The sequence below is a fragment of the Streptomyces sp. NPDC050504 genome, from assembly GCF_044458065.1.
Classification (GTDB): domain Bacteria; phylum Actinomycetota; class Actinomycetes; order Streptomycetales; family Streptomycetaceae; genus Streptomyces.
The window spans coordinates 111,884-130,850 of sequence record NZ_JBITHO010000011.1 but is presented as its reverse complement, the minus strand read 5'-3'; the positions used below and the strand labels follow the sequence as shown (position 1 = coordinate 130,850).

At 73.4% G+C, this 18,967-nt stretch carries 16 protein-coding genes; 15 read left to right on the top strand and 1 reads right to left on the bottom strand.

The features are described from left to right. Positions 1-2 precede the first annotated feature (2 nt). The 12 genes from ACIBNE_RS33980 to ACIBNE_RS33925 all read left to right on the top strand — a co-directional run bounded on the left by ACIBNE_RS33980 (position 3) and on the right by ACIBNE_RS33925 (position 13,234). Positions 3-3,842, top strand: a complete 3,840-nt coding sequence (locus tag ACIBNE_RS33980; protein WP_399278551.1) for an amino acid adenylation domain-containing protein — start codon at positions 3-5, stop codon at positions 3,840-3,842. Positions 3,843-3,898: 56 nt separating this feature from the next. Beyond that, positions 3,899-4,636, top strand: coding sequence for a thioesterase II family protein (locus ACIBNE_RS33975; RefSeq protein WP_399278549.1), 738 nt, complete (start codon positions 3,899-3,901; stop codon positions 4,634-4,636). A 144-nt stretch (positions 4,637-4,780) separates the two neighbouring features. After that, entirely contained in the window at positions 4,781-5,821 is a 1,041-nt protein-coding gene (locus ACIBNE_RS33970) for a threonine/serine dehydratase (RefSeq protein WP_399278547.1), read from the top strand. Beyond that, entirely contained in the window at positions 5,818-6,114 is a 297-nt protein-coding gene (locus ACIBNE_RS33965; protein WP_399278545.1) for a Dabb family protein, read from the top strand. Before ACIBNE_RS33970 ends, ACIBNE_RS33965 begins: the two co-directional genes overlap by 4 nt. Positions 6,115-6,123: 9 nt before the next feature. Further along, positions 6,124-7,551 (top strand): phenylacetate--CoA ligase family protein, encoded by a 1,428-nt coding sequence (locus ACIBNE_RS33960; RefSeq protein ID WP_399278543.1) that lies wholly within the window; start codon positions 6,124-6,126, stop codon positions 7,549-7,551. Then, complete coding sequence (locus ACIBNE_RS33955; RefSeq protein WP_399278541.1) at positions 7,548-8,597, top strand: aminotransferase class IV; 1,050 nt, start codon at positions 7,548-7,550, stop codon at positions 8,595-8,597. The genes ACIBNE_RS33960 and ACIBNE_RS33955 overlap by 4 nt, the downstream gene beginning before the upstream one ends. Then, positions 8,594-9,220 (top strand): hypothetical protein, encoded by a 627-nt coding sequence (locus ACIBNE_RS33950; RefSeq protein WP_399278539.1) that lies wholly within the window; start codon positions 8,594-8,596, stop codon positions 9,218-9,220. Before ACIBNE_RS33955 ends, ACIBNE_RS33950 begins: the two co-directional genes overlap by 4 nt. Then, positions 9,208-10,197 carry an ornithine cyclodeaminase family protein gene (locus tag ACIBNE_RS33945; protein ID WP_399278537.1) on the top strand — a complete coding sequence of 330 codons (990 nt, stop codon included), beginning with the start codon at positions 9,208-9,210 and terminating at the stop codon, positions 10,195-10,197. The genes ACIBNE_RS33950 and ACIBNE_RS33945 overlap by 13 nt, the downstream gene beginning before the upstream one ends. Before the next feature lie 60 nt (positions 10,198-10,257). Then, on the top strand, positions 10,258-10,551 hold the full coding sequence (locus ACIBNE_RS33940; protein WP_399278535.1) for a DUF1330 domain-containing protein: 294 nt from the start codon (positions 10,258-10,260) through the stop codon (positions 10,549-10,551). Then, positions 10,548-11,399, top strand: coding sequence for a PhzF family phenazine biosynthesis protein (locus ACIBNE_RS33935; RefSeq protein WP_399278533.1), 852 nt, complete (start codon positions 10,548-10,550; stop codon positions 11,397-11,399). The genes ACIBNE_RS33940 and ACIBNE_RS33935 overlap by 4 nt, the downstream gene beginning before the upstream one ends. Positions 11,400-11,516: 117 nt before the next feature. Continuing rightward, positions 11,517-12,476: an ABC transporter ATP-binding protein gene (locus tag ACIBNE_RS33930; RefSeq protein WP_399278530.1), complete on the top strand. Its 960-nt coding sequence runs from the start codon at positions 11,517-11,519 to the stop codon at positions 12,474-12,476. Beyond that, positions 12,473-13,234 (top strand): ABC transporter permease, encoded by a 762-nt coding sequence (locus tag ACIBNE_RS33925; RefSeq protein WP_399278528.1) that lies wholly within the window; start codon positions 12,473-12,475, stop codon positions 13,232-13,234. The genes ACIBNE_RS33930 and ACIBNE_RS33925 overlap by 4 nt, the downstream gene beginning before the upstream one ends. Here the strand turns inward: ACIBNE_RS33925 and ACIBNE_RS33920 are convergent. Next, entirely contained in the window at positions 13,218-16,373 is a 3,156-nt protein-coding gene (locus ACIBNE_RS33920; RefSeq protein WP_399278526.1) for a BTAD domain-containing putative transcriptional regulator, read from the bottom strand. The two genes, ACIBNE_RS33925 and ACIBNE_RS33920, sit on opposite strands and share 17 nt — an antisense overlap. A 228-nt stretch (positions 16,374-16,601) precedes the next feature. On the opposite strand from ACIBNE_RS33920, the gene ACIBNE_RS33915 reads away from it, so the two are divergent. Genes ACIBNE_RS33915 through ACIBNE_RS33905 form a run of 3 tightly spaced genes read left to right on the top strand, consistent with a single transcriptional unit; the run spans position 16,602 to position 18,903 of the window. Further along, complete coding sequence (locus ACIBNE_RS33915; protein WP_399278524.1) at positions 16,602-16,913, top strand: phosphopantetheine-binding protein; 312 nt, start codon at positions 16,602-16,604, stop codon at positions 16,911-16,913. Further along, positions 16,910-18,160 carry a cytochrome P450 gene (locus ACIBNE_RS33910; protein WP_399278522.1) on the top strand — a complete coding sequence of 417 codons (1,251 nt, stop codon included), beginning with the start codon at positions 16,910-16,912 and terminating at the stop codon, positions 18,158-18,160. Before ACIBNE_RS33915 ends, ACIBNE_RS33910 begins: the two co-directional genes overlap by 4 nt. Continuing rightward, positions 18,157-18,903, top strand: a complete 747-nt coding sequence (locus ACIBNE_RS33905; RefSeq protein WP_399278520.1) for a thioesterase II family protein — start codon at positions 18,157-18,159, stop codon at positions 18,901-18,903. Before ACIBNE_RS33910 ends, ACIBNE_RS33905 begins: the two co-directional genes overlap by 4 nt. Positions 18,904-18,967 lie beyond the last annotated feature (64 nt).

Here is an 18,967-nt window from a genome sequence, read left to right as displayed (position 1 = left end):
CAATGACCCAGCTGATCCCGCTGTCCTACGCGCAGCGCCGGATGTGGATCCTGCACCAGATGGAGGGAGGGTCGGAGAACTGGAACATGCCGGCCGCCTTCCGGCTGACGGGCTCCCTGGACCGGGCCGCCCTGGCCGCCGCGGTCCGTGACGTGGTCGACCGGCACGAGGTGCTGCGCACCGTCTACGGCACGGGCGACGACGGCGAGCTGTACCAGCGGATCCTTCCGACGGAGCAGGCCGCGCCCGAGGTCGCGGTCGTCGACGTGACGCCCGCCGAGGTGCCGGACGCGGTCGCCGGAGCCATGGCCCACCGGTTCGACCTGACCGCCGAAGTCCCCCTGCGCGTACGGCTGTTGCGCTGCTCGCCCGAGGAGCACGTACTGGTTCTGGTGATCCACCACATCGCCACGGACGGCAGCTCGGGCGCGCCCCTGGTGCGGGACCTCGCGGCGGCGTACACGGCCCGCCTGGCGGGCGCCGCCCCGTCGTGGGAGCCGCTGCCGGTGCAGTACAAGGACTACACGATGTGGCAGCGGGAGCTGCTGGGCGACCCGGCGGACCCGGACAGCCTGGCCGCCGGGCAGGTCGCGTACTGGCGCGAGGAGCTGGCCGGGGTTCCGCAGCCGCTCTGCCTGCCGCTGGACCGGCCCAGGCCCGCGCGGGCGAGCGGGCGCGGCGCCACGGTCGGCCTCGCGGTGGAGCCCGAGGTGTCGGCCGGACTGCGGAAGCTGTCCGAGGAGCGCGGCGCGACCCTGTCGATGGTGCTGCACGCCGCGCTCGCGGTGCTGCTGCGCAAGCTCGGCGGCGGGGACGACGTGACGATCGGCAGCTCGATCGCCGGGCGCACCGACGAGGCGCTGACCGACCTCGTGGGCTTCTTCGTCAACACCCAGGTGCTGCGGGTGGACCTCTCGGGCGACCCGTCGTTCACCGACCTGCTCGGCCAGGTCCGGGACAAGTCCCTCGCGGCCTACGAGAACCAGGACGTGCCGTTCGACACCCTGGTCGAGGCGGTCAACCCCGAGCGCTCCGCCGCCTACCAGCCGCTGTTCCAGGTGATGCTCGGCCTGCAGAACTACGCGCGGCCCGACCTCGAACTCCCCGGCCTCACCCTGGAGGTGGAGCGGACCGTCCCGGCGACCTCCAAGACGGACCTGTTCTTCAACCTGGCCGAGGACGACGCGGGCGTGCTGCGGGGCGACCTCTCCTACGCCACCGACGTGTTCGACCGGGAGACGGCCGAGGCGATCGCCACCCGGTTCGCCCGCGTCCTGGAGCAGCTGACCGCCGATCCCGGAATGAGCGTCGGGGACGTCGACGTCCTGGGCGTGGCGGAGCGCCACCACCTCCTGGTGGAGGTGAACGACACCGCGGAGCCGACCCTCGAACTGGTCGCCGAGGTGCGCAGGCAGGCGGCCGCGACACCGGACGCCGTCGCCGTCATCGGCGTGGAGGAGACCCTCACCTACCGGGAGCTGGAGGCCCGGTCGAACCGGCTGGCGAACTGGCTGACCGGCCGGGGCGTGCGGGCCGAGTCCCGGGTCGCCGTGCACCTGCCCAGGAACGCGAACCTCGTGGTGGCGCTGCTCGCGGTGGTCAAGTCGGGCGGCGCCTACGTGCCCGTCGACCCGGACCACCCGCGCGCCCGGATCGACTACATCCTGGAGCACGCCGATCCGCTGCTGGTGCTCGACGAGCGGACGCTGGCGGACGCCGACTGGGAGAGCTGCCCCGACACGGCACCCGAGGTGACGGTGCGGCCGGAGAACATCCAGTACGTCATCTACACGTCGGGGTCCACGGGCCGGCCCAAGGGCGTCGCGGTCCCGCGCGGCGCGGTGGCCAACTACCTGGCCACCAACCAGCGGCGGTTCCCCCTGTCGGCCGACGACCGGGTGCTGTTCAGCACCACCGTGGCGTTCGACATGGCCAACACCGAGCTGTACCAGCCGTTCGTCTCCGGCGCGGCCATGGTGGTGGCGGACAAGGCCACCGTCACCGACCCGGCGGCCGCGCTGGAGCTGATGCGCCGCCACGGCGTCACCGCGGTGCAGGCCACGCCCGCCTTCTTCCAGATGCTGCTGGCGCACGACCCGGAGGCGGCGAAGGACCTGCGGATCATCATCGGCGCCGAGGCCGTGCCGGTGCGCCTGGCCGAGACGCTGGCCCGGCAGGCCGCCGAGGTGTTCAACATGTACGGCCCCACCGAGACCGTGACGTGGTGCACCGAGGCACGCGTGACGGTGGGGGAGGGCGCGCCGATCGGGCGGCCGATGGGCAACTTCCAGGTGTACGTGCTCGACTCCCGGCTGCGCCCCGTGCCGCGCGGCGTGCCGGGCGAGCTGTACATCGCGGGCGCCGGAACGGCCCGCGGCTACCAGGGCAGGCCCGGCCTGAGCGCCGAGCGGTTCGTGGCGTGCCCGTTCGGCCCGGCGGGCGTGCGGATGTACCGCACGGGAGACCTGGTGCGCTGGGACCGGCGCGGGCAGCTGGAGTACATCGAGCGCACCGACTTCCAGGTGAAGGTCCGGGGCTTCCGGATCGAGCTGGGGGAGATCGAGCACGCGCTGACCGGGCACCCCGGCGTGCTCCAGGCGGCGGCCGTGGTGCGGGAGAACCAGGAAGGCGACAAGCGCATCGTGGGGTACGTGGTGCCCGAACCCGGCGCCGCGCGGGCCGCGGGCGGGGTGCGGGAACTGCTCGACGAACTGCCCGCGTTCCTGCGGCGCGACCTCCCGGACTACATGGTGCCCGCCTCGCTGGTCGCGCTCACCGAGGTCCCGCTGACGCCCAACGGCAAGCTCGACCGCACGGCGCTGCCCGCCGAGGAGGCGCCCGCGGAGACCGGCCGCGATCCGCTCAACGCCCACGAGGCGAGGATGTGCGGCTTCTTCGCCGAACTGCTGGGCCTGGAGCGGGTCGGCGTCGACGAGGACTTCTTCGCACTGGGCGGGCACTCCCTGCTGGCCACCCGGCTCGGCGCCCGCATCCGCGACGAGTACGGCATCGACGTGCCGCTCAGGACGATCATCAAGTTCCCCACGGCGGGCGAGCTGGCCGCGCTGCTGCTCGTCGCCACCCCGGCGGAGGCGTCCGACTCGCTCTCGGTCGTGCTGCCGCTGAACGCCGACCCCGGCACGGGCAACCCGCCGCTGTGGTTCTTCCACGGCGGCGGCGGCCTCGGCTGGACGTACTTCAGCTTCGCGGCGTACGTCCAGGACTGGCCCGCGTACGCCCTCCAGGCCCGCGGTTCCGACGGCGTGGACGAGCTGGCGGACTCGGTGGAGGAGATGGTCGAGGACTACGTCACCGAGATGCTGAAGATCCAGCCGGACGGGCCCTTCCACCTGATCGGCTGGTCCTACGGCGGCACGGTCGTGCAGGCCGTCGCGGAGGCGCTGGACCGGCGCGGACACGAGGTCGCCTTCGTGGCCATCCTGGACTCCCAGCCGGGCGGACACGGCTTCACGGAGATCCACGCGGGCAAGACGCCGGCCGACTACCGGGCGGAGCTGGAGGAGTTCTTCGGCCAGTACATCGGCACCGACAACCGGCAGGACTTCCTGGACGCCATGGCGCGGGTCCTGGCCAACAACACGACGCTCATGATGGATTTCGAGTCGCCCGTCTACCGGGGCGACGTCCTGTTCTTCAGCGCGACGCTCCAGGAGCAGTCGTACGCGCACCTGTGGAAGCCGTACGTCCTCGGCTCCATCGAGGTGCACGACGTGCGCGCCACCCACCACGAGATGAACATGCCCGCCGCGGTGGCCGAGGTCATGGCGGTCGTCAACCGCAAGCTGACGGAGCTGACGGAGCCCGCGGGGTCGTCGCGATGACGGAACCAGGCACGTCCACGGACCGGGCGGACACGGACCAGGGGGACACGGAACAAGTGGACACGCGACGAGCCGACGCACGACGGGAGGGCCGGGCCACGCTGCTGTGCGTGCCGTTCGCGGGAGCGGGACCCTCCTTCTTCCACCCGTGGCGGGACCTGGCGGGCGACCGCTGGCGCGTCACGTCGGTCGAACTGCCCGGCAAGGAACGGCGGATCCTGGAGGAGCCGTACCGCAACGTCGTCGAGGCGGCCAAGGGATCGATCGACGAGGTCGTCGCGGACATCGGCGAGGGGGGAAGGACCGTACTGTTCGGGCACAGCCTCGGCGCGGTGCTCGCGTACGAGCTGACGCACCTGCTGGGCGCGCGCGGCGTGCACGTCGAACGCCTCGTCGTCAGCGGTTCGCCGGGGCCCTGGACCCAGCGCGAGAGGCGGGCGGCCGGACTGCCGGACGAGGAGTTCCTCGCCCGCGTCGAGGAGTTCGCCGGGTTCCGCCACGAGGCCCTGGACCACCCGGAGATGCGGGAGCTGATCCTGCCCGTGCTGCAGGCCGACTGCGCGATGCACGAGAGCTACGTCCCGAGCACCGACGCACCGGTCCGGGTGCCGATCTGCTCGCTGCGCGGCGCCTCCGACGGCCTGGTCACCGCGGACGAGGCACGGCAGTGGCGGGACGCCACCACGGCGGACGGGTTCCACTACGTGGAGCTTCCCGGGGACCACATGTACCTGGTGGACCTCGGCCGCGAGGTGCTGGACGCGATCGAGGCGGAATCCAGCGGCGGTCGCTAACGTCCGGACGGGCGGTCGACTCCCCCCGGAGACACGGCAGTACGGCGCTCCGCCGTCGCCGCGGCCGCCCGTCCCGCGGCCCCCTCGCCCGGCTCCTCCTCATCGCGCAGCCCCCCGAACGTGCGGAAGAAACGGAGACCCACCATGTCGATCAGCGCGAACGCCGTGGCCGATGCCGTGGTCGCGCCGCCTTCGGCGCTCAGCCCCGAAGGAGTGCGCGACGCCCGGCTGCGCCTCGCGGGCCGCGTGGCGCGCACGCCCCTCGTGCGCAGCGACGAACTGGACCGCGCGGCAGGCGCCCGGCTGTGGCTGAAGGCGGAGAACCTCCAGCGCGGCGGCTCGTTCAAGATGCGCGGCGCACTGCTCGCCGTGGACCGCCTGGCCTGCTCCGGGAGCGTCGGCGTGGTGGCGCAGTCCACCGGCAACCACGCCATAGCCGTGGCGCTCGCCGCCGCCCGGCACGGCCTCCCCGCCGTCCTGGTGCTGCCCGTCGACGCCGCCGGGACCAAGGTGCGGCGCATCCAGGAGGCCGGTGCCCGGGTCGTCAGGGCGGGCACCACCCTGGCCGAGCGGATCGCGGTGGTCGAGGAGCTGAAGCACGCCCACGGCCTGGACGAGATCGACCCCTACCAGAACCCTGACGTGGTGCTCGGCCAGGCCACCGCGACCGAGGACCTGCTGCACCAGGTGCGCGAAGCCGAAGGCCACCTGGACGCGCTGGTCCTGCCCGTGGGCGGCGGCAGCGCGCTGGCCGGCGCCTGCCTGGCCGCCACCGGCCGGGACGTCGACGTCTACGGCGCCGAGCCGCTCGCCGTGCCCGCCCTGACCGCGGCCCTGCGGGCCGGCGGCCCGGTCACCGTGGACGCCCGGCCCACCATCGCCGACGGACTGCGCCCCGACCGGATCGGACGACTCCCCTACGACCTGGCCCACGACCGGGTCGCCGGGGTCTACACGATCGAGGAGGAGGCCATCGCCGAAGCGCTGCGCCTGGTCCTCGTCCACGCCCGGCTGGTCGTCGAGCCCGCCGCCGCCACCGCCGTGGCGGGCGCCCTGCGCCTCGCCGCGGACGGCCGCGCCCGGGACATCGGGGTGCTGGTCTCGGGCGGCAACGTCGAACCCCGCCTCGTGGCGTCCCTCCTGGACGGACAACCGACCGACCTGCCGCAGGAAAGGCAATCGTGATCACTCACATCGTTCTCTTCAAGCTCAAGGAAGGCGTCCGGCGCGCCGACCCCGCCGTGGTCGAGGCCGAGAAGTACGCCAGGTCGGTCGGCGACAACGTGCCCGAGCTCGCCGACTGGCGGGTGGGCTGGAACACCGTCGACCGGCCCGTCTCCTACGACTTCGCGGCGATCGGGGTCCTGCCCGACCCCGCCGCGCTGGAGCGGTACCAGAAGAACGCGTACCACCAGGAGTCCGTCCAGAAGTGGCGGGCGATATCCGACTGGGTCGTCGCCGACCTGGAAGACATCTGAGGAGGAAGGGTGTTCACGCAGTACGACCCCGAATCCGCGGCGCTCACCGAAGAGCTGCGCGGAATGTTCGACGACTTCCGCGCCGGCACCTGGTCGGCCGACGACCTGCGGGCGCACCAGACCGCCAAGCTGCGCGACGTGCTCGCCCACGTCCGCGCCGGTTCCCCGTTCTACCGGGAAAGACTGGCGGGACTCTCCGACGGGGCGCTGTCCGCGCTGCGGAGCGACGACCTCAGGAGCCTGCCCTTCACCACCAAGGAGGACCTCCAGCGGGCCCAGTTCGACCTGCTCTCGCTGCCCGTGTCCGCGGCCTGGACCTTCTACGAGACCACCGGCACCACGGGCAGGCCCACCCCGTGCCCCCGCACCAACGGCGACACCATCCACAACAACACCGTGCTCACCTCCTACTACCGGGACGTCTTCGCGGCGCACGGGGACCACCAGGTCGTCGGCATCTCGGGCCCCACGGAACTGCACGCCACGGGCGACACGTTCGGCGACGTGTGCCGCAACCTGGGACACGCGGTCGCCAAACTGTGGCCGCACTCCCCGGTGGTCGGGTTCGACCGCGCCCTCGAAGTCCTGCGGCTGCTGCCGGTGACCGGGCTCTTCTGCACCCCCGGCATGGCCCTGCGGCTGGCCCGCAAGGCCGTCGAGGCGGGCCTCGACCCCCGGCGGGACTTCTCCCTCGACGTCCTCATGCTCACCGGCGAGCTGATGTCGCCCAGCCTGCGGGACAACATCGGCGACCTCTGGGGCGCCGACGTGCACAACTGCCTCTACGCCTCGCAGGAGGCGTCCGTCCTCGCGGCGGCCACCTCCGACGGAACGCTCCGCACCGCACCGCTGATCAACCTCTACGAGGTGGTCGATCCCGTCACGGGCGAGCCCGTCGCGCCCGACGCCGACGGGGTGCGCTACGGCGAACTCGTCGTCACGAACCTCTACACCGGCGCGAAGCCCCTCGTCCGCTATCGCACGGGCGACATGGTGCGGATGAGGGAGGCCGGGCCCGGCGCCGCCGTACCGGCACCGTCGGTGGAGGCCGTGGGACGCGTCCGCGACCGGCTCCGGCTGAACGGGCACCTCGTCAACGGCTACGACCTGGAGAACCTGCTGCTGCGCCACTTCCGCGGCTACCTCGACTACCAGATCACCGTGGCCGACGACGGCGCGGGCACGGACCTGCTGTCGCTGACCCTGAACGCCGACCCCGACCGCAACGGGCGGGACGCCGTCGAACGGGCGGCCGCGGACTGCCGCGCCGAACTCGACACCGCGCTCGACGTGGGCTTCGGCGACCCCGGTCCCATCACCAGCACCGGAGCCATGGTCAGCTGGAAGGCCGCGCGCGTGGTCGACCGCCGCAACCCGGCCGCCGGAACCTCCGTCGAGTCCCGTTCGGCCGAGCGGATCGCCGGGACCAGGACGTGACGGCCGCCCCGCCCGTCACGGACGCGGCCCCCGCCGGGCACCGGGCGCGGCCCGGACTCGGGACCTGGGCGTACGACCGGGGCGAGTTCGTCCGCGCCGACGCCCCGCGGCTGCCGCTCTCCACCCAGGGCCTGCACTACGGGACCGCGGTGTTCGAGGGGATCCGCGCCTACCGCTCGGACGGCGTGCTCCAACTGTTCCGGGCCCACGAGCACTACGAGCGCCTGTTGCGCGGCTGCCGGATGCTGCGCATCACGGACGTCCCCGCGAGCGTCGGCGAACTCGTCGACCTCACCGTCGAGCTGCTGCGCAGGAACGCCCACGACGCAGACGTCTACGTGCGGCCCGTGGCGCACAAGCTCGGCCTGCTGCCCGGCACGCCGCCCGGCGTCTCGCTGGCCGGGGTGTCGGACGCGCTCTCCCTCACCACGTTCGCCTATCCGACGGCCGGGGCGGTCCAGGAGGTGCGCTGCGCCCTGAGCGCGTGGCGGCGCCCGTCCCGCGACGCGCTGCCCGTCCAGGCGAAGATCGCCGGCGGCTACGTGACCAGCGCCCTCGCCTGCGACGAGGCGCGCGCGGCCGGCTACGACGACGCGGTCCTCCTCGACGGGGCGGGCAACGTCGCCGAGGCGACCACCGCGAACGTGTTCGCGGTGCGCGACGGCGTCCTCGTCACCCCGCCGGTCACGGGAGACCTGCTGCCCGGCATCACCAGGGACACCGTCATCACCCTGTGCCGGGAGGAAGGGACGACGGTCCTGGAACACCCCCTCACCCCCGCCGACCTCTACACCGCGGACGAGGTGTTCCTCACCTCCACCGGCAAGGAGGTCGCCGCCGTCGTCGAGCTGTCGGGCCGGGACGTCGGCAGCGGCACGGCAGGACCGGTCACGACCCGGGTGGCCGCGCTGTACCGCGCGGCCACGACGGCCCGCGACCGGGCCGGCGCGGCGGGCGCCCCGCGCTGGCTCACCGTCGTCCCCGAACCCGACCCGGCCCCTCACATCCCGCACGCACGCACGTCAAGCGAAAGGGCACCCAGATGAATCCGTCCGATCTCATCTCCCTCCTGCGCCCCGACTCCGGCCACCCCGCGGCGATCGGCACGCTCGGCCCTCCCGGCACGAGCAGCGAAGTGGCGTCGAAGAGGTACGCCGTCCAGATGACGGGCCCCGACGGACCGCCCGTCGCCACCCGGCTGTACGACACCTACGAGGAGGCCGGGGAGGCGCTGCGCGCCCGCGAGGTGAGCCACATCGTCGTGGCCAACGCCTACAAGGGCATCTACCAGTTCTACATGGACCCGAGCGTCGAGCTGGCCGGAGTGTTCGTGATGGACACCCCGCTGTACGGCCTCGCCACGCGCCGCGGAGCCGGCCCCGTGCCGGACGTACCGATCATCGCGAGCCACCCCTCGCCCGAGCCGATCATCGCGCAGCTGCTGCCCGACCCGCACGCGACGTACAAGGTCATCCACTACGACTCCACCAGCGCCGCCGCGCGGGCCGTCGTCGACGGCAGCTCCGACCTCGCCCTCACCACCACCCCGGCCGCACACCTGCACGGCCTGGAGTTCGTCTCCAGGACCCGGCCCATCCGGATGGTCTGGTCGGTGTTCGGCGGAACAGCACACGCACGAGTCAAGGGGGCCATCCCGTGCTACTCCTGAACGGCGACCAGGTACGACGGGCCCTGCCGGTGTCCCTGGCACACCAGGTGGTGGCCGAGGTCATGCGCCGCTTCAGCGCGGGCGACGTCGTCCAGCCGGTGCGCACCGTGCTCGGATCGGGCCGCGACGCCTCGCTGTTCGCCGCCATGCCGTGCCACGTCACCGGCGGGTCCGACACCGGATACGGCATGAAGGCGGTGCTGCACGCACCCGGCAACCGCGCCCGCGGCCTGCCGACCCACGTGGGACTCGTGGTGGTGTTCGACCCCGAGACCGCGCAGCCCCTGGCCCTGATCGACGGCGCGGCCGTGACCGCGCTGCGCACGGCAGCGGCGTCCGCCGTGGCGACCGAGGCGCTGGCCGTCCCGGACGCCGGTGACCTGGCCCTGATCGGGGCCGGCACCCAGGCGCGCAGCCATCTGCTCGCGCTGCGGGAGATCCGGGAGCTGCGCAGGGTGCGGCTGTGGAACCGGGGCGCCGAACGGGCCGCGGAGTTCGTGGCGTGGGCGCGCGCGGAGACCGGCATCGACGTCGAGCGGGTGGCCGCGCCCGCGGACGCGCTGCGCGGCGCCGACCTGGTGTGCACGACGATCGACACGGCCGAACCCGTCGTCGGGGCGGCGGACCTGGCCCCGGGAACCCACGTCAACGCCGTCGGCTCGTCCGTTCCGGGCAAGCGCGAGCTGGACGCGGCGGCGGTGGCCTCCTGCACGGTCTTCGTGGACAGCGCGGAAGGGGCCGGGCGCGAGTCGTCCGAACTCGCGGCGCCCGTTGAGGAGGGACTGGTGCCTCCCGGCCGGCCGCTGACCGAGATCGGCGAGGTGCTGCTGGGCAAGCACCGGGGACGTACGGACCCCGCCGAGCGCACGCTCTACAAGTCGCTGGGCATGGCCGCGCAGGACGTCGCCTCCGGATTCGCCGTCGTCCGCGCCGCCCGGCGCCTGGGCATCGGCACCGAGGTCGAGTTCAGCTGCTGAAACCCCCGGCAGGACACGGGCAACACGGGGCAAGAGGAGAAGAGGAGAAGGGGACAGCGCATGACGGCCTTACTGATCGGCAACGTCGGAATCGTCGGCGACGAGCGGCGCATGGCGGAGTACCGCGCGAAGGTGCTGGACACGCTGCGCCTGTACGGCGGGGGGTTCGTGATCCGCGGCGGGGAGTTCGAGGTGCTGGAGGGCGACTGGCACCCCGAGCACGTGTCGGTGATGGGGTTCCCCACGGCCGGGCACGCCCGCCGCTGGTACGCCTCGCCCGAGTACCACGCCATCCTCCCGCTCCGCGACGGCACGCACATGGACCTGGTGCTGGTCGAGGGCGAGGGCGCGTGACACCGCCGTCCCGCCGCCGACGCCCCTTCGCCCAGGTCGACGTGTTCACCGACGTCGCCTATCGCGGCAACCCCGTCGCCGTCGTCCTCGACGGCGACGGGATCGCCGACGGGGACATGGCCCGGATCGCGCGGTGGACCAACCTGTCCGAGACGACGTTCGTGGTCCCGCCCGCGTCCGACGACGCCGACTACGGGCTGCGGATCTTCACTCCGGGCGGCGAGATCCCGTTCGCCGGCCACCCCACGCTGGGCACCGCGCACGCCTGGCTGGAGGCCGGGGGCGTCCCGAAGCGGCCGGGACTGCTGACGCAGAGCTGCGGCCTCGGCACGGTCGAGGTCAGGCGGTCCGAAGGCGGGCTGGGCTTCAAGGCGCCCGCCCTCCGCCGCAGCGGCCCCCTGGACGACGCGCACCTGGACCGCATCGCCCGCGGGCTGCGCGTCGACCGCGCGCGGATCGTCGACCACCAGTGGGTCGACAACGGCCCCGGCTGGGCCGCCGTGCGGCTCGCCTCGGCCGCCGAGGTGCTCGCGCTGGAACCGGACGACGCGCACATGGGCGGGCTGACGCTCGGCGTGGTCGGCGCCCACCCCGCGGGTGCGCCCGAGCAGTTCGAGGTCAGGGCCTTCGCGCTGCCGCAGGGGGTGCGCGAGGACCCGGTCACCGGAAGCCTCACCGCCGGCATCGCCCAGTGGCTCGTCGGCGACGGCACGGCCCCGCGCCGCTTCCGGGTCGGCCAGGGGGCGCGCCTGGGACGCCAGGGCGTGCTCACCGTGGAGGCCGTCGGCCGGGACATCTGGGTCGGCGGCGCGAGCGTGACCTGTGTGCACGGCACCGTCGACGCCTGACGGTCCGGGTGCCGGTCCGGGCGCTGATTCGGGCGCTGACCAGGGCGGGACGCCGTGTCAGGCGCCGTGACAGACGGGTGACAGGCGAGTGACAGGCCGGACCGCGACCGTGATGGCATGAGACGGACAGCGATTGCAGTTTCCGGGCTGCGGAAGGCCTACGGCGACAAGACCGTCCTCGACGGCATCGACCTCGATGTCGCCGCGGGAACGGTCTTCTCCCTGCTCGGCCCGAACGGAGCGGGCAAGACGACAACGGTGAACGTCCTGGCGACGTTGCTCACCGCCGACGCGGGGACGGTGCGGGTCGCAGGGCACGACGTGGCGACCGCTACCAAGCAGGTGCGCGCCGCCATCGGGGTGACCGGTCAGTTCGCCGCGGTGGACGACCTGCTCACGGGCAGGGAGAACCTGCTGATGATGGCGGCCCTCAAGCGCGTGCGCTCCGGCGGCGACCTGGTCAACCGGCTGCTGGAGCGGTTCGACCTGGTGGAGTCGGCCGACAAGATGGCCGCCACCTACTCCGGCGGCATGCGCCGGAAGCTGGACCTGGCGATGACGCTGGTCGGCAGCCCGGAGGTCATCTTCCTCGACGAGCCGACGACGGGCCTCGACCCGCGCAGCCGGCGCACGATGTGGGGGATCGTCCGCGAACTGGTCGCCGAAGGCACCACCATCTTCCTCACCACCCAGTACCTGGAGGAGGCCGACGAACTCGCCGACCGCATCGCGGTGCTGAGCGGGGGCAGGTTCGTCGCCGAAGGCACCGCGGACGAGCTCAAGCGGCTCGTCCCGGGCGGTTACGTACGGCTGCGCTTCACCGAAGCGGGCAGCTACCGGTCCGCCGCCGCCGCACTGCGCGACGCCACCGCGGACGACGAGACGCTGTCCGTGCAGATCCCCAGCGGCGGCACGCAGCGCGAACTGCGCTCCATCCTCGACTGGCTGGACTCCGTCGGCATCGAGGCGGACGAGCTGACCGTGCACACCCCCGACCTCGATGACGTCTTCCTCGCCCTGACCGACCGCTCGGGCAAGGACGTCAGCGACATCAGCAAGGAAGTGATCTCGCAGTGAGCGCTGTCTCGACGGCACTGGCCGACTCGGCCATCATGCTGCGCCGCAACCTGAAGCACACGACGCGCAACCCCGTCACGGTGTTCAACGCGATCCTGTTCCCGATCGTGATGATGCTCATCTTCGTCGGGGTGTTCGGCGGCGGGTTCGACGTCGGCGTCGACTACATCGACTACGCGACGCCCGGCCTGCTCGTGATGACCATCAGCTACGGGATGGGCGCCACCGCGACGGCCGTCAACGACGACATGACCAAGGGCATCATCAACCGTTTCAAGACGATGGACGTCTCGCGCGGCGCCATGCTGGCCGGGCACGTCGTCATCACCACGGTGCGCTGCGTCGTGGCCTGCGCCGTCATCGTCGGCGTGGCCTTCGCGATGGGCTTCGACCCGAGCGCGAGCGCCACCGGCTGGCTCGGCGCGTTCGGCCTGATCGCCCTGGTCAGCTTCGCGGCCAGCTGGCTCATCGTCGCCATGGGCCTGTCCGCCAAGACCGCGGCGGGAGCCGGCATGGCCGCCGTACCGCTGATCATGCTGCCGTTCCTGAGCAGCGCGTTCGTCCCCGCCGACACGATGGGCACCGGTGTGCGGCAGTTCGTGGAGTACCAGCCCTTCACCCCGATCATCGAGACGCTGCGCGGCCTGCTGATGGGCGGCGCGTCGAGCGGCGACGCGGTCGCGGCCGTCGCCTGGTGCGCCGGGTTCACGGTCCTCGGGTACGCGTGGGCGGTCTCCACCTTCAAGAAGCGAGCGTGACCCCCACCAGCTGAGACCAGCCCGTCCGCGTTCCCTCCCGCGCCGCCTCGACGAACCCCGTGTCGCCGAGGCGGCGCCGTGCTGTCCGCTCGATCCTGGCCACGTCCGTGTGGGAGCGGTCGGGCAGCCCGCGCACGGACGTGCTCGCCGCGAGCAGCCGGGCGGCCTGCTCGGGGTCGTCGCGGCGCAGCGCCAGGTCCGCGACCCCGACGAGCGCCCGCGCGATCAGCGGCGCGTGCCCAGCCTCGGCCGCCGCGGCGCAGGCCGCCGCGTGGTGGGCCCGCGCCTCGTCCAGGTCGTCGGCGAGGCGGCCGAGCAGGTCCTGGGTCACCGCGCGGATGTTCGCCTGCTCCGCCTCGGCGCCCAACAGCTGCGTCGCGATGCCCAGTTGACCGCGCGCCTCATCGGGCCGGCCGCCCCACCGGGCGAGTTCCGCCTTCGACAGGGCCAGCACGGCCAGCGCGCCCGGCCAGGTCACCCGCTCCGCGTACCGCTGCGCCTCGGCGACGGCGGCCCCGCTGGCCTCCTCGTCGCCGAGCAGCCAGTACAACTGCGCCTGGCGCGAGCGCATCTGGATGATGTCCTCGGTGCCGCCGACCTCGGTGACGACCGCGATCGCCTGCTCGTAGTGCTCGCACGCGGCGGCGTACTCGCCGCGCACGGCTATCCGGTCCGCCAGCTCGGTCAGGGCGAACGAGATCCCGAACCGTTCGCCGAGCGCCCGGAACTCGGCGAGCGCCTGCTCCAGGTGCCGGTCCACGTCCCGCCCGCCCTGGCCGAGCATGACCCGCATCTTGCCCAGGTGCAGCCGGGCCAGCGCCCGCGTCCAGGGGTCCTCGTCGTCGAGCAGCGGCTCGAACGCGGGGAGGAACGCGTGCGGGCCCTCCAGCATGCGCTTCAGCGGGGCGACGAACCCCATCAGCGGATGGCCGTGCCGCCCGCTCCCGGCCGCCAGGTGGGCCCGGTGGATCCACTCCGCGACCTGGTGCTCGTCGCCGGGGCCCGCGCTCAGGAAGTGCACGACCAGCGCGTACATCACGGCCCGCAGGTCATCGGCCGCCTCCCCGGGCAGCTCGCCCGCCGCGGTGATCAGTTCGAGGCCCTCGACCCGGTGCCCGCCGAGCCACCAGTACCAGCCCGCGCCCGCCGCGAGCCGCATCGCCGCCTGGGCCTCGCCCGCCGCGAGCGCGCCGCGCATCGCCGCGCCGATGTTGTCGTGCTCGGCCTCCAGCGCGGCCAGCCACGTCAGTTGCTCGGCGCGGCGCAGATACGGGTCCGCGGTCTCGGCCAGTGCGGTGAAGTGGGCGAGGTGCGCGCGCCTGGCCGCCTCCGCTTCGCCCGAATCGGCGAGCCGCTCCCTGGCGTAGTCCCTGATGGTGCCGATCATGCGGAAGCGCGGTCCTTCGCCGTCGTCGTCCGCGCGCAGCAGCGACTTCTCGGTCAGCGAGGTGAGCAGTTCGAGCACCTGGTCGGGTTCGACCGCGTCGTCCGCGCAGACCCGCTCGGCGGCTTCCAGGCCCGCGCCGCCGGAGAACACCGAGAGGCGGCGCAGGACGAGCCGTTCGGCGTCGGTGAGCAGCTCCCAGCTCCAGTCGACCAGCGCGCGGAGCGTCTTGTGCCGCGGCAGCGCGGTGCGGCTGCCGCTGGTCAGCAGGCGGAACCGGTCGTCGAGCCGGTGGGCGAGCTGGTCGACCGACAGGGTGCGCAGCCGGGCGGCGGCCAGTTCGATCGCCAGCGGCATCCCGTCGAGGGTCCGGCAGACGCGCTCCATCGTGGCCAGCGTGGCGGCGTCGGACGCGAGGTCGCGCCGCACGGCCCCGGCCCGGTCCCGCAGCAGTCGTACGGCGGGCGCCGCCGCGATCTCCTCGGGGCCCGCGCCCCGCGCGGGCAGGTCCAGCGGCTCGGCCTGCCACAGCGCCTCCCCGGTGATGCCGAGCGGTTCCCGGCTCGTCGCCAGGATCCGCAGCCGCCGGCACTCGCCGAGCAGCCGGTGGGCGAAGACCGCAGCCGAGTCGACGACGTGCTCGCAGTTGTCCAGGATCAGCAGCGCCTCCCGCTCGCGGATCGCGGCGACGAGCCGGTCCGCGGGCTCCGCGTGCGGGGACCCGCCGAGCAGGGCGTCGCGCAGGCCGAGACCGGCGAGCGCCGCCTGCGCCACGTCGGCCACGTCCCCGTCCGTGCCGACGGCGGCCAGCTCCACCAGCCAGACCCCGTCGGGGAGTTCGCCGAGCAGCGTCCGCGCGGTCTCCGCCGCCAGCCTGGTCTTGCCCGCGCCGCCGGGGCCGATCACGGTGGTGAGCCGGTGCGCGGAGACGAGGCCGCGGACCGCGGCGACGTCGGCGTCCTTGCCGATGAAACTGGTCAGTTCGGCGCGCAGGTTGGTCCTGCGGCCCTGCTCGCGCGTCCCCACCTCGCCCCGCAGCAGCGCGACGTGCAGCGCGGCCAGCTCGGGCGACGGATCGACGCCCAGCGCGTCGGCCAGCGCCTCCTTCGCCCGCTGGTACACGAGCAGCGCCTCGCCGGTGCCGCCCGCCGCGACGTGGGCGCGCATCAGCGCGGCGACGAACCGCTCCCGCAGCGGGTGCGCGGCCACCAGCCCGGTCAGTTCCGCGACCAGCTCCGCACCGCGCCCGAGGGCGGTCTGCGCGTCGAACAGCTCCTCCATGGCGGTCAGCCGCAGCCCGTCGAGCCGCCCGGCGGCGGCGTCGAACGCGGCGCTGTCCTGGAGGCCGACGTCCTGGAGGGCGGCGCCGCGCCACAGTTCGAGGGCCTCGCGCAGCAGCCGGGCCCGTCCCGCGGTGTCCCGGTCGGGGGCCCGGCCCGCGGCGACGAGGCGTTCGAAGCGGACGGCGTCGACGGCGTCGGGCTCCACGGTCAGCCGGTACCCGTCGGTGTGGCCCTCGATCGCCCCGTACGGCAGTGCCTTGCGCAGCCGGGACACCAGGCGCTGGAGGGCGTTCGTCGCGTCGGCGGGCGAGTGCTCGCCCCAGATCCAGTCGATGAGCGACGCCTTGGGCACCGCGCGCCCCGGCCTGAGCGCGAGGGCGACCAGCAGTCCGCGCAGCCGCGCACCCGGCACGTCGACCGGTCCGCCGTCGTCCGCGCACACCTCCAGAGGCCCCAGTATCGCGATCTGCACCCGCTGATACTGCCACGTGCCCCAAGAGCCCGTGTCCGAACCGGCGTCGGCCTCCGCACGAGCCGGTACGAGGGTGAACACGGCCGCTCGCGCAACCCCATCGGGACCGGGTGCGCCGCACCCCGCCGCCACCGGCCGGACGCCCGGGGGAACGCGGGATATTCGTCCCGCCGCCCAGCGGAGCTGTCCCGCCGGCGGGACGCGGACGAAGAGGAAGGGGAACGGGCAATGGAAACGTCGTCGAAGGTCCACCAGCGAACGGGGCGGGACGGGGCAGCGGAACGACGGGCCGCGCCCGAGGGCGCGCCGGTGCCACTCGTGCGGGAGGTCGCGCGGCTGTGGGCGGAGTACCTCGACGGCCGCGAGGTCGGGGCGGACGACGACTTCTTCGCCCTCGGCGGCAACTCGCTGACCGGCATCAAGATCATCGACCGGGTGGCCCTGGACTACGGCGTCCAGCTGTCCGTGCGCGACTTCTACCTGGCGCAGACCCCGGCCAGGGTCGCCGAGCTGATCGAGAAGGGCGGGGCCTCGACGTGAGGCTGACGCCGGGCCCCGCGCGGGACGTCGACCTCGACCGCGTCGACCTGTTCGACCTGGACCTCTACGCCTCGGGCGACCCGCACCCGATCTGGGACGCGATGCGCGAGGAGGCGCCCCTGCACCACCAGGTCCTCCCGGACGGACGCGAGTTCTGGTCGGTCACCCGCTACGACGACGTGTGCCGGGTGCTCGGCGACCACCGGGAGTTCACCTCGGAGCGCGGCACGGTCCCCACCCACCTGGGGACGGACGACGTCGCGGCGGGCACCCTGATGACGTCCACCGACCCGCCGCGGCACACCGAGGTCCGCAGGCCGCTGAACGCCAGGCTCACCGCGCGGGCCGTACGGTCCTGGGAGGACCGGATCCGCGGCACCGTCGTGCGCTTCCTGGAGCCCGCGCTCGACGGGCGGCCCTTCGACCTGGCCGAGCGGGCGCTGCTGCTGCCCGCACTGGTCACGGGCCCCCTCCTGGGCATCCCGGAGAAGGACTGGGAGGACCTCGTCCGACTGACCGCGATGGTGACGGCCCCCTCCGACCCGCACTTCCGGCTCGGCAGCGAGGCCGCGACCCTGGCCATCTCCCACCACGAACTGCTCGCCTACGTACGGGAGTGGGTCCGTACGCGGCGGGCCGACGGGAGCGAGGACGACAGCCTGCTCCAGCACCTCATGAGCGTCCGCCCCGCGGGCGCCCCGCTCACCGACGAGGAGATCGCCCTCGACGGGTACAGCATCCTCCTGGGCGCCAACGTGACGACGCCGCACACCGTCTCGGGCACGGTGCAGGCGCTCATGGAGCGGCCCGAGCAGTTCGACAAGGCGCAGGCCGACCCGACGCTGGTCCCCAACCTGGTCGAGGAGGGCCTGCGCTGGACGTCGGCCGCCTGCAACTTCATGCGGTACGCGGTGGACGACGTGCACATCGCGGGCGGCACGGTCCCGGCCCGCGGGGCGGTCGTCGCGTGGATCGGCTCGGCCAACAGGGACGCGAGCCGCTTCCCCGACCCGCACGTCTTCGACATCACCCGCGACAACGCCAAGCGCCAGGTCGCCTTCGGGTACGGGCCGCACTTCTGCATCGGCGCGCCGCTGGCCCGGATGACCCTGCGGATCTTCTTCGAGGAGCTGCTCGGGCGGTTCGGATCGATCGAACCGGCCGGCGAACCGCAGCACCTGCGCTCGTACTTCATCGCCGGAATGACCCACCTGCCCATCGTCGCCGAAGAACGGCACACACCATGAACCCCGGCTCCACCACCACCGTCTCGCCCTGGTTCGTCAGGCCGCCGTCCGACGCGTACGCGGCCCGGATCTTCTGCTTCCCCTTCGCCGGGGCCGGGGCCTCCGCCTTCAGCGCCTGGCCCGCCGCGATCGACGGCGCCGAGGTCTGCCCCCTGCAGTTCCCCGGCCGCGAGAACCGCCTGGGACACCCGCACTACGGCACCTACGAGAACCTCGCCGACAGCCTGGCCCAGCAGCTGGAACCGCTGCTCGACCGGCCGTACGCGCTCTTCGGGCACTGCGCGGGCGCGCTGCCCGCGTACGAGACCGCGCTCCGGCTCGCCGCACGCGGCCTGCCCGCCCCCGGCCGCCTCTTCGTGTCGGGCCAGCCCGCCCCGCACGACGCCCCGCGCGACCGGATGCTCACCATGGGCGAGCCCGAACTCCGCGCCGAGCTGGCGGCGTTCCTGCGCGGCCGGGGCATCGAGCCCAGGCCCGACATGATCGACCTGGGCATGCTGGTGCTGGGCCGCGACCACGCCGCCGCGAGCGCCTACAGGCGCGAACCGGCCGCGCTGGACTGCCCCGTCGTCGTACTGCGCTGGCGGGACGACCCCGACGTGGGCCCCGACGCGCTCGACGGCTGGCGCGAGTACTCCGAATCCGTCCGGTTCCTGGCGCTCGACGGCGGCCACTACGCGTTCATGGACGCGCCGGACGGCCTGCTGGAGCACTTGTCCTCCTGGCGCCACGACAGGCCCTAGGCGCGAGGCCCCGCCCTTCACGAATCTCACGCGCTTCACGAATCTCACGCCCTTCACGAAGCTC

Excerpts from the sequence above, each read along its gene's own strand:
- ACIBNE_RS33980 (WP_399278551.1), top strand. The coding sequence starts at position 3 with ATGACCCAGCTGATCCCGCTGTCCTACGCGCAGCGCCGGATGTGGATC.
- ACIBNE_RS33970 (WP_399278547.1), top strand. The coding sequence starts at position 4,781 with ATGTCGATCAGCGCGAACGCCGTGGCCGATGCCGTGGTCGCGCCGCCT.
- ACIBNE_RS33950 (WP_399278539.1), top strand. The coding sequence starts at position 8,594 with ATGAATCCGTCCGATCTCATCTCCCTCCTGCGCCCCGACTCCGGCCAC.
- ACIBNE_RS33940 (WP_399278535.1), top strand. The coding sequence starts at position 10,258 with ATGACGGCCTTACTGATCGGCAACGTCGGAATCGTCGGCGACGAGCGG.
- ACIBNE_RS33930 (WP_399278530.1), top strand. The coding sequence starts at position 11,517 with ATGAGACGGACAGCGATTGCAGTTTCCGGGCTGCGGAAGGCCTACGGC.
- ACIBNE_RS33915 (WP_399278524.1), top strand. The coding sequence starts at position 16,602 with ATGGAAACGTCGTCGAAGGTCCACCAGCGAACGGGGCGGGACGGGGCA.
- ACIBNE_RS33905 (WP_399278520.1), top strand. The coding sequence starts at position 18,157 with ATGAACCCCGGCTCCACCACCACCGTCTCGCCCTGGTTCGTCAGGCCG.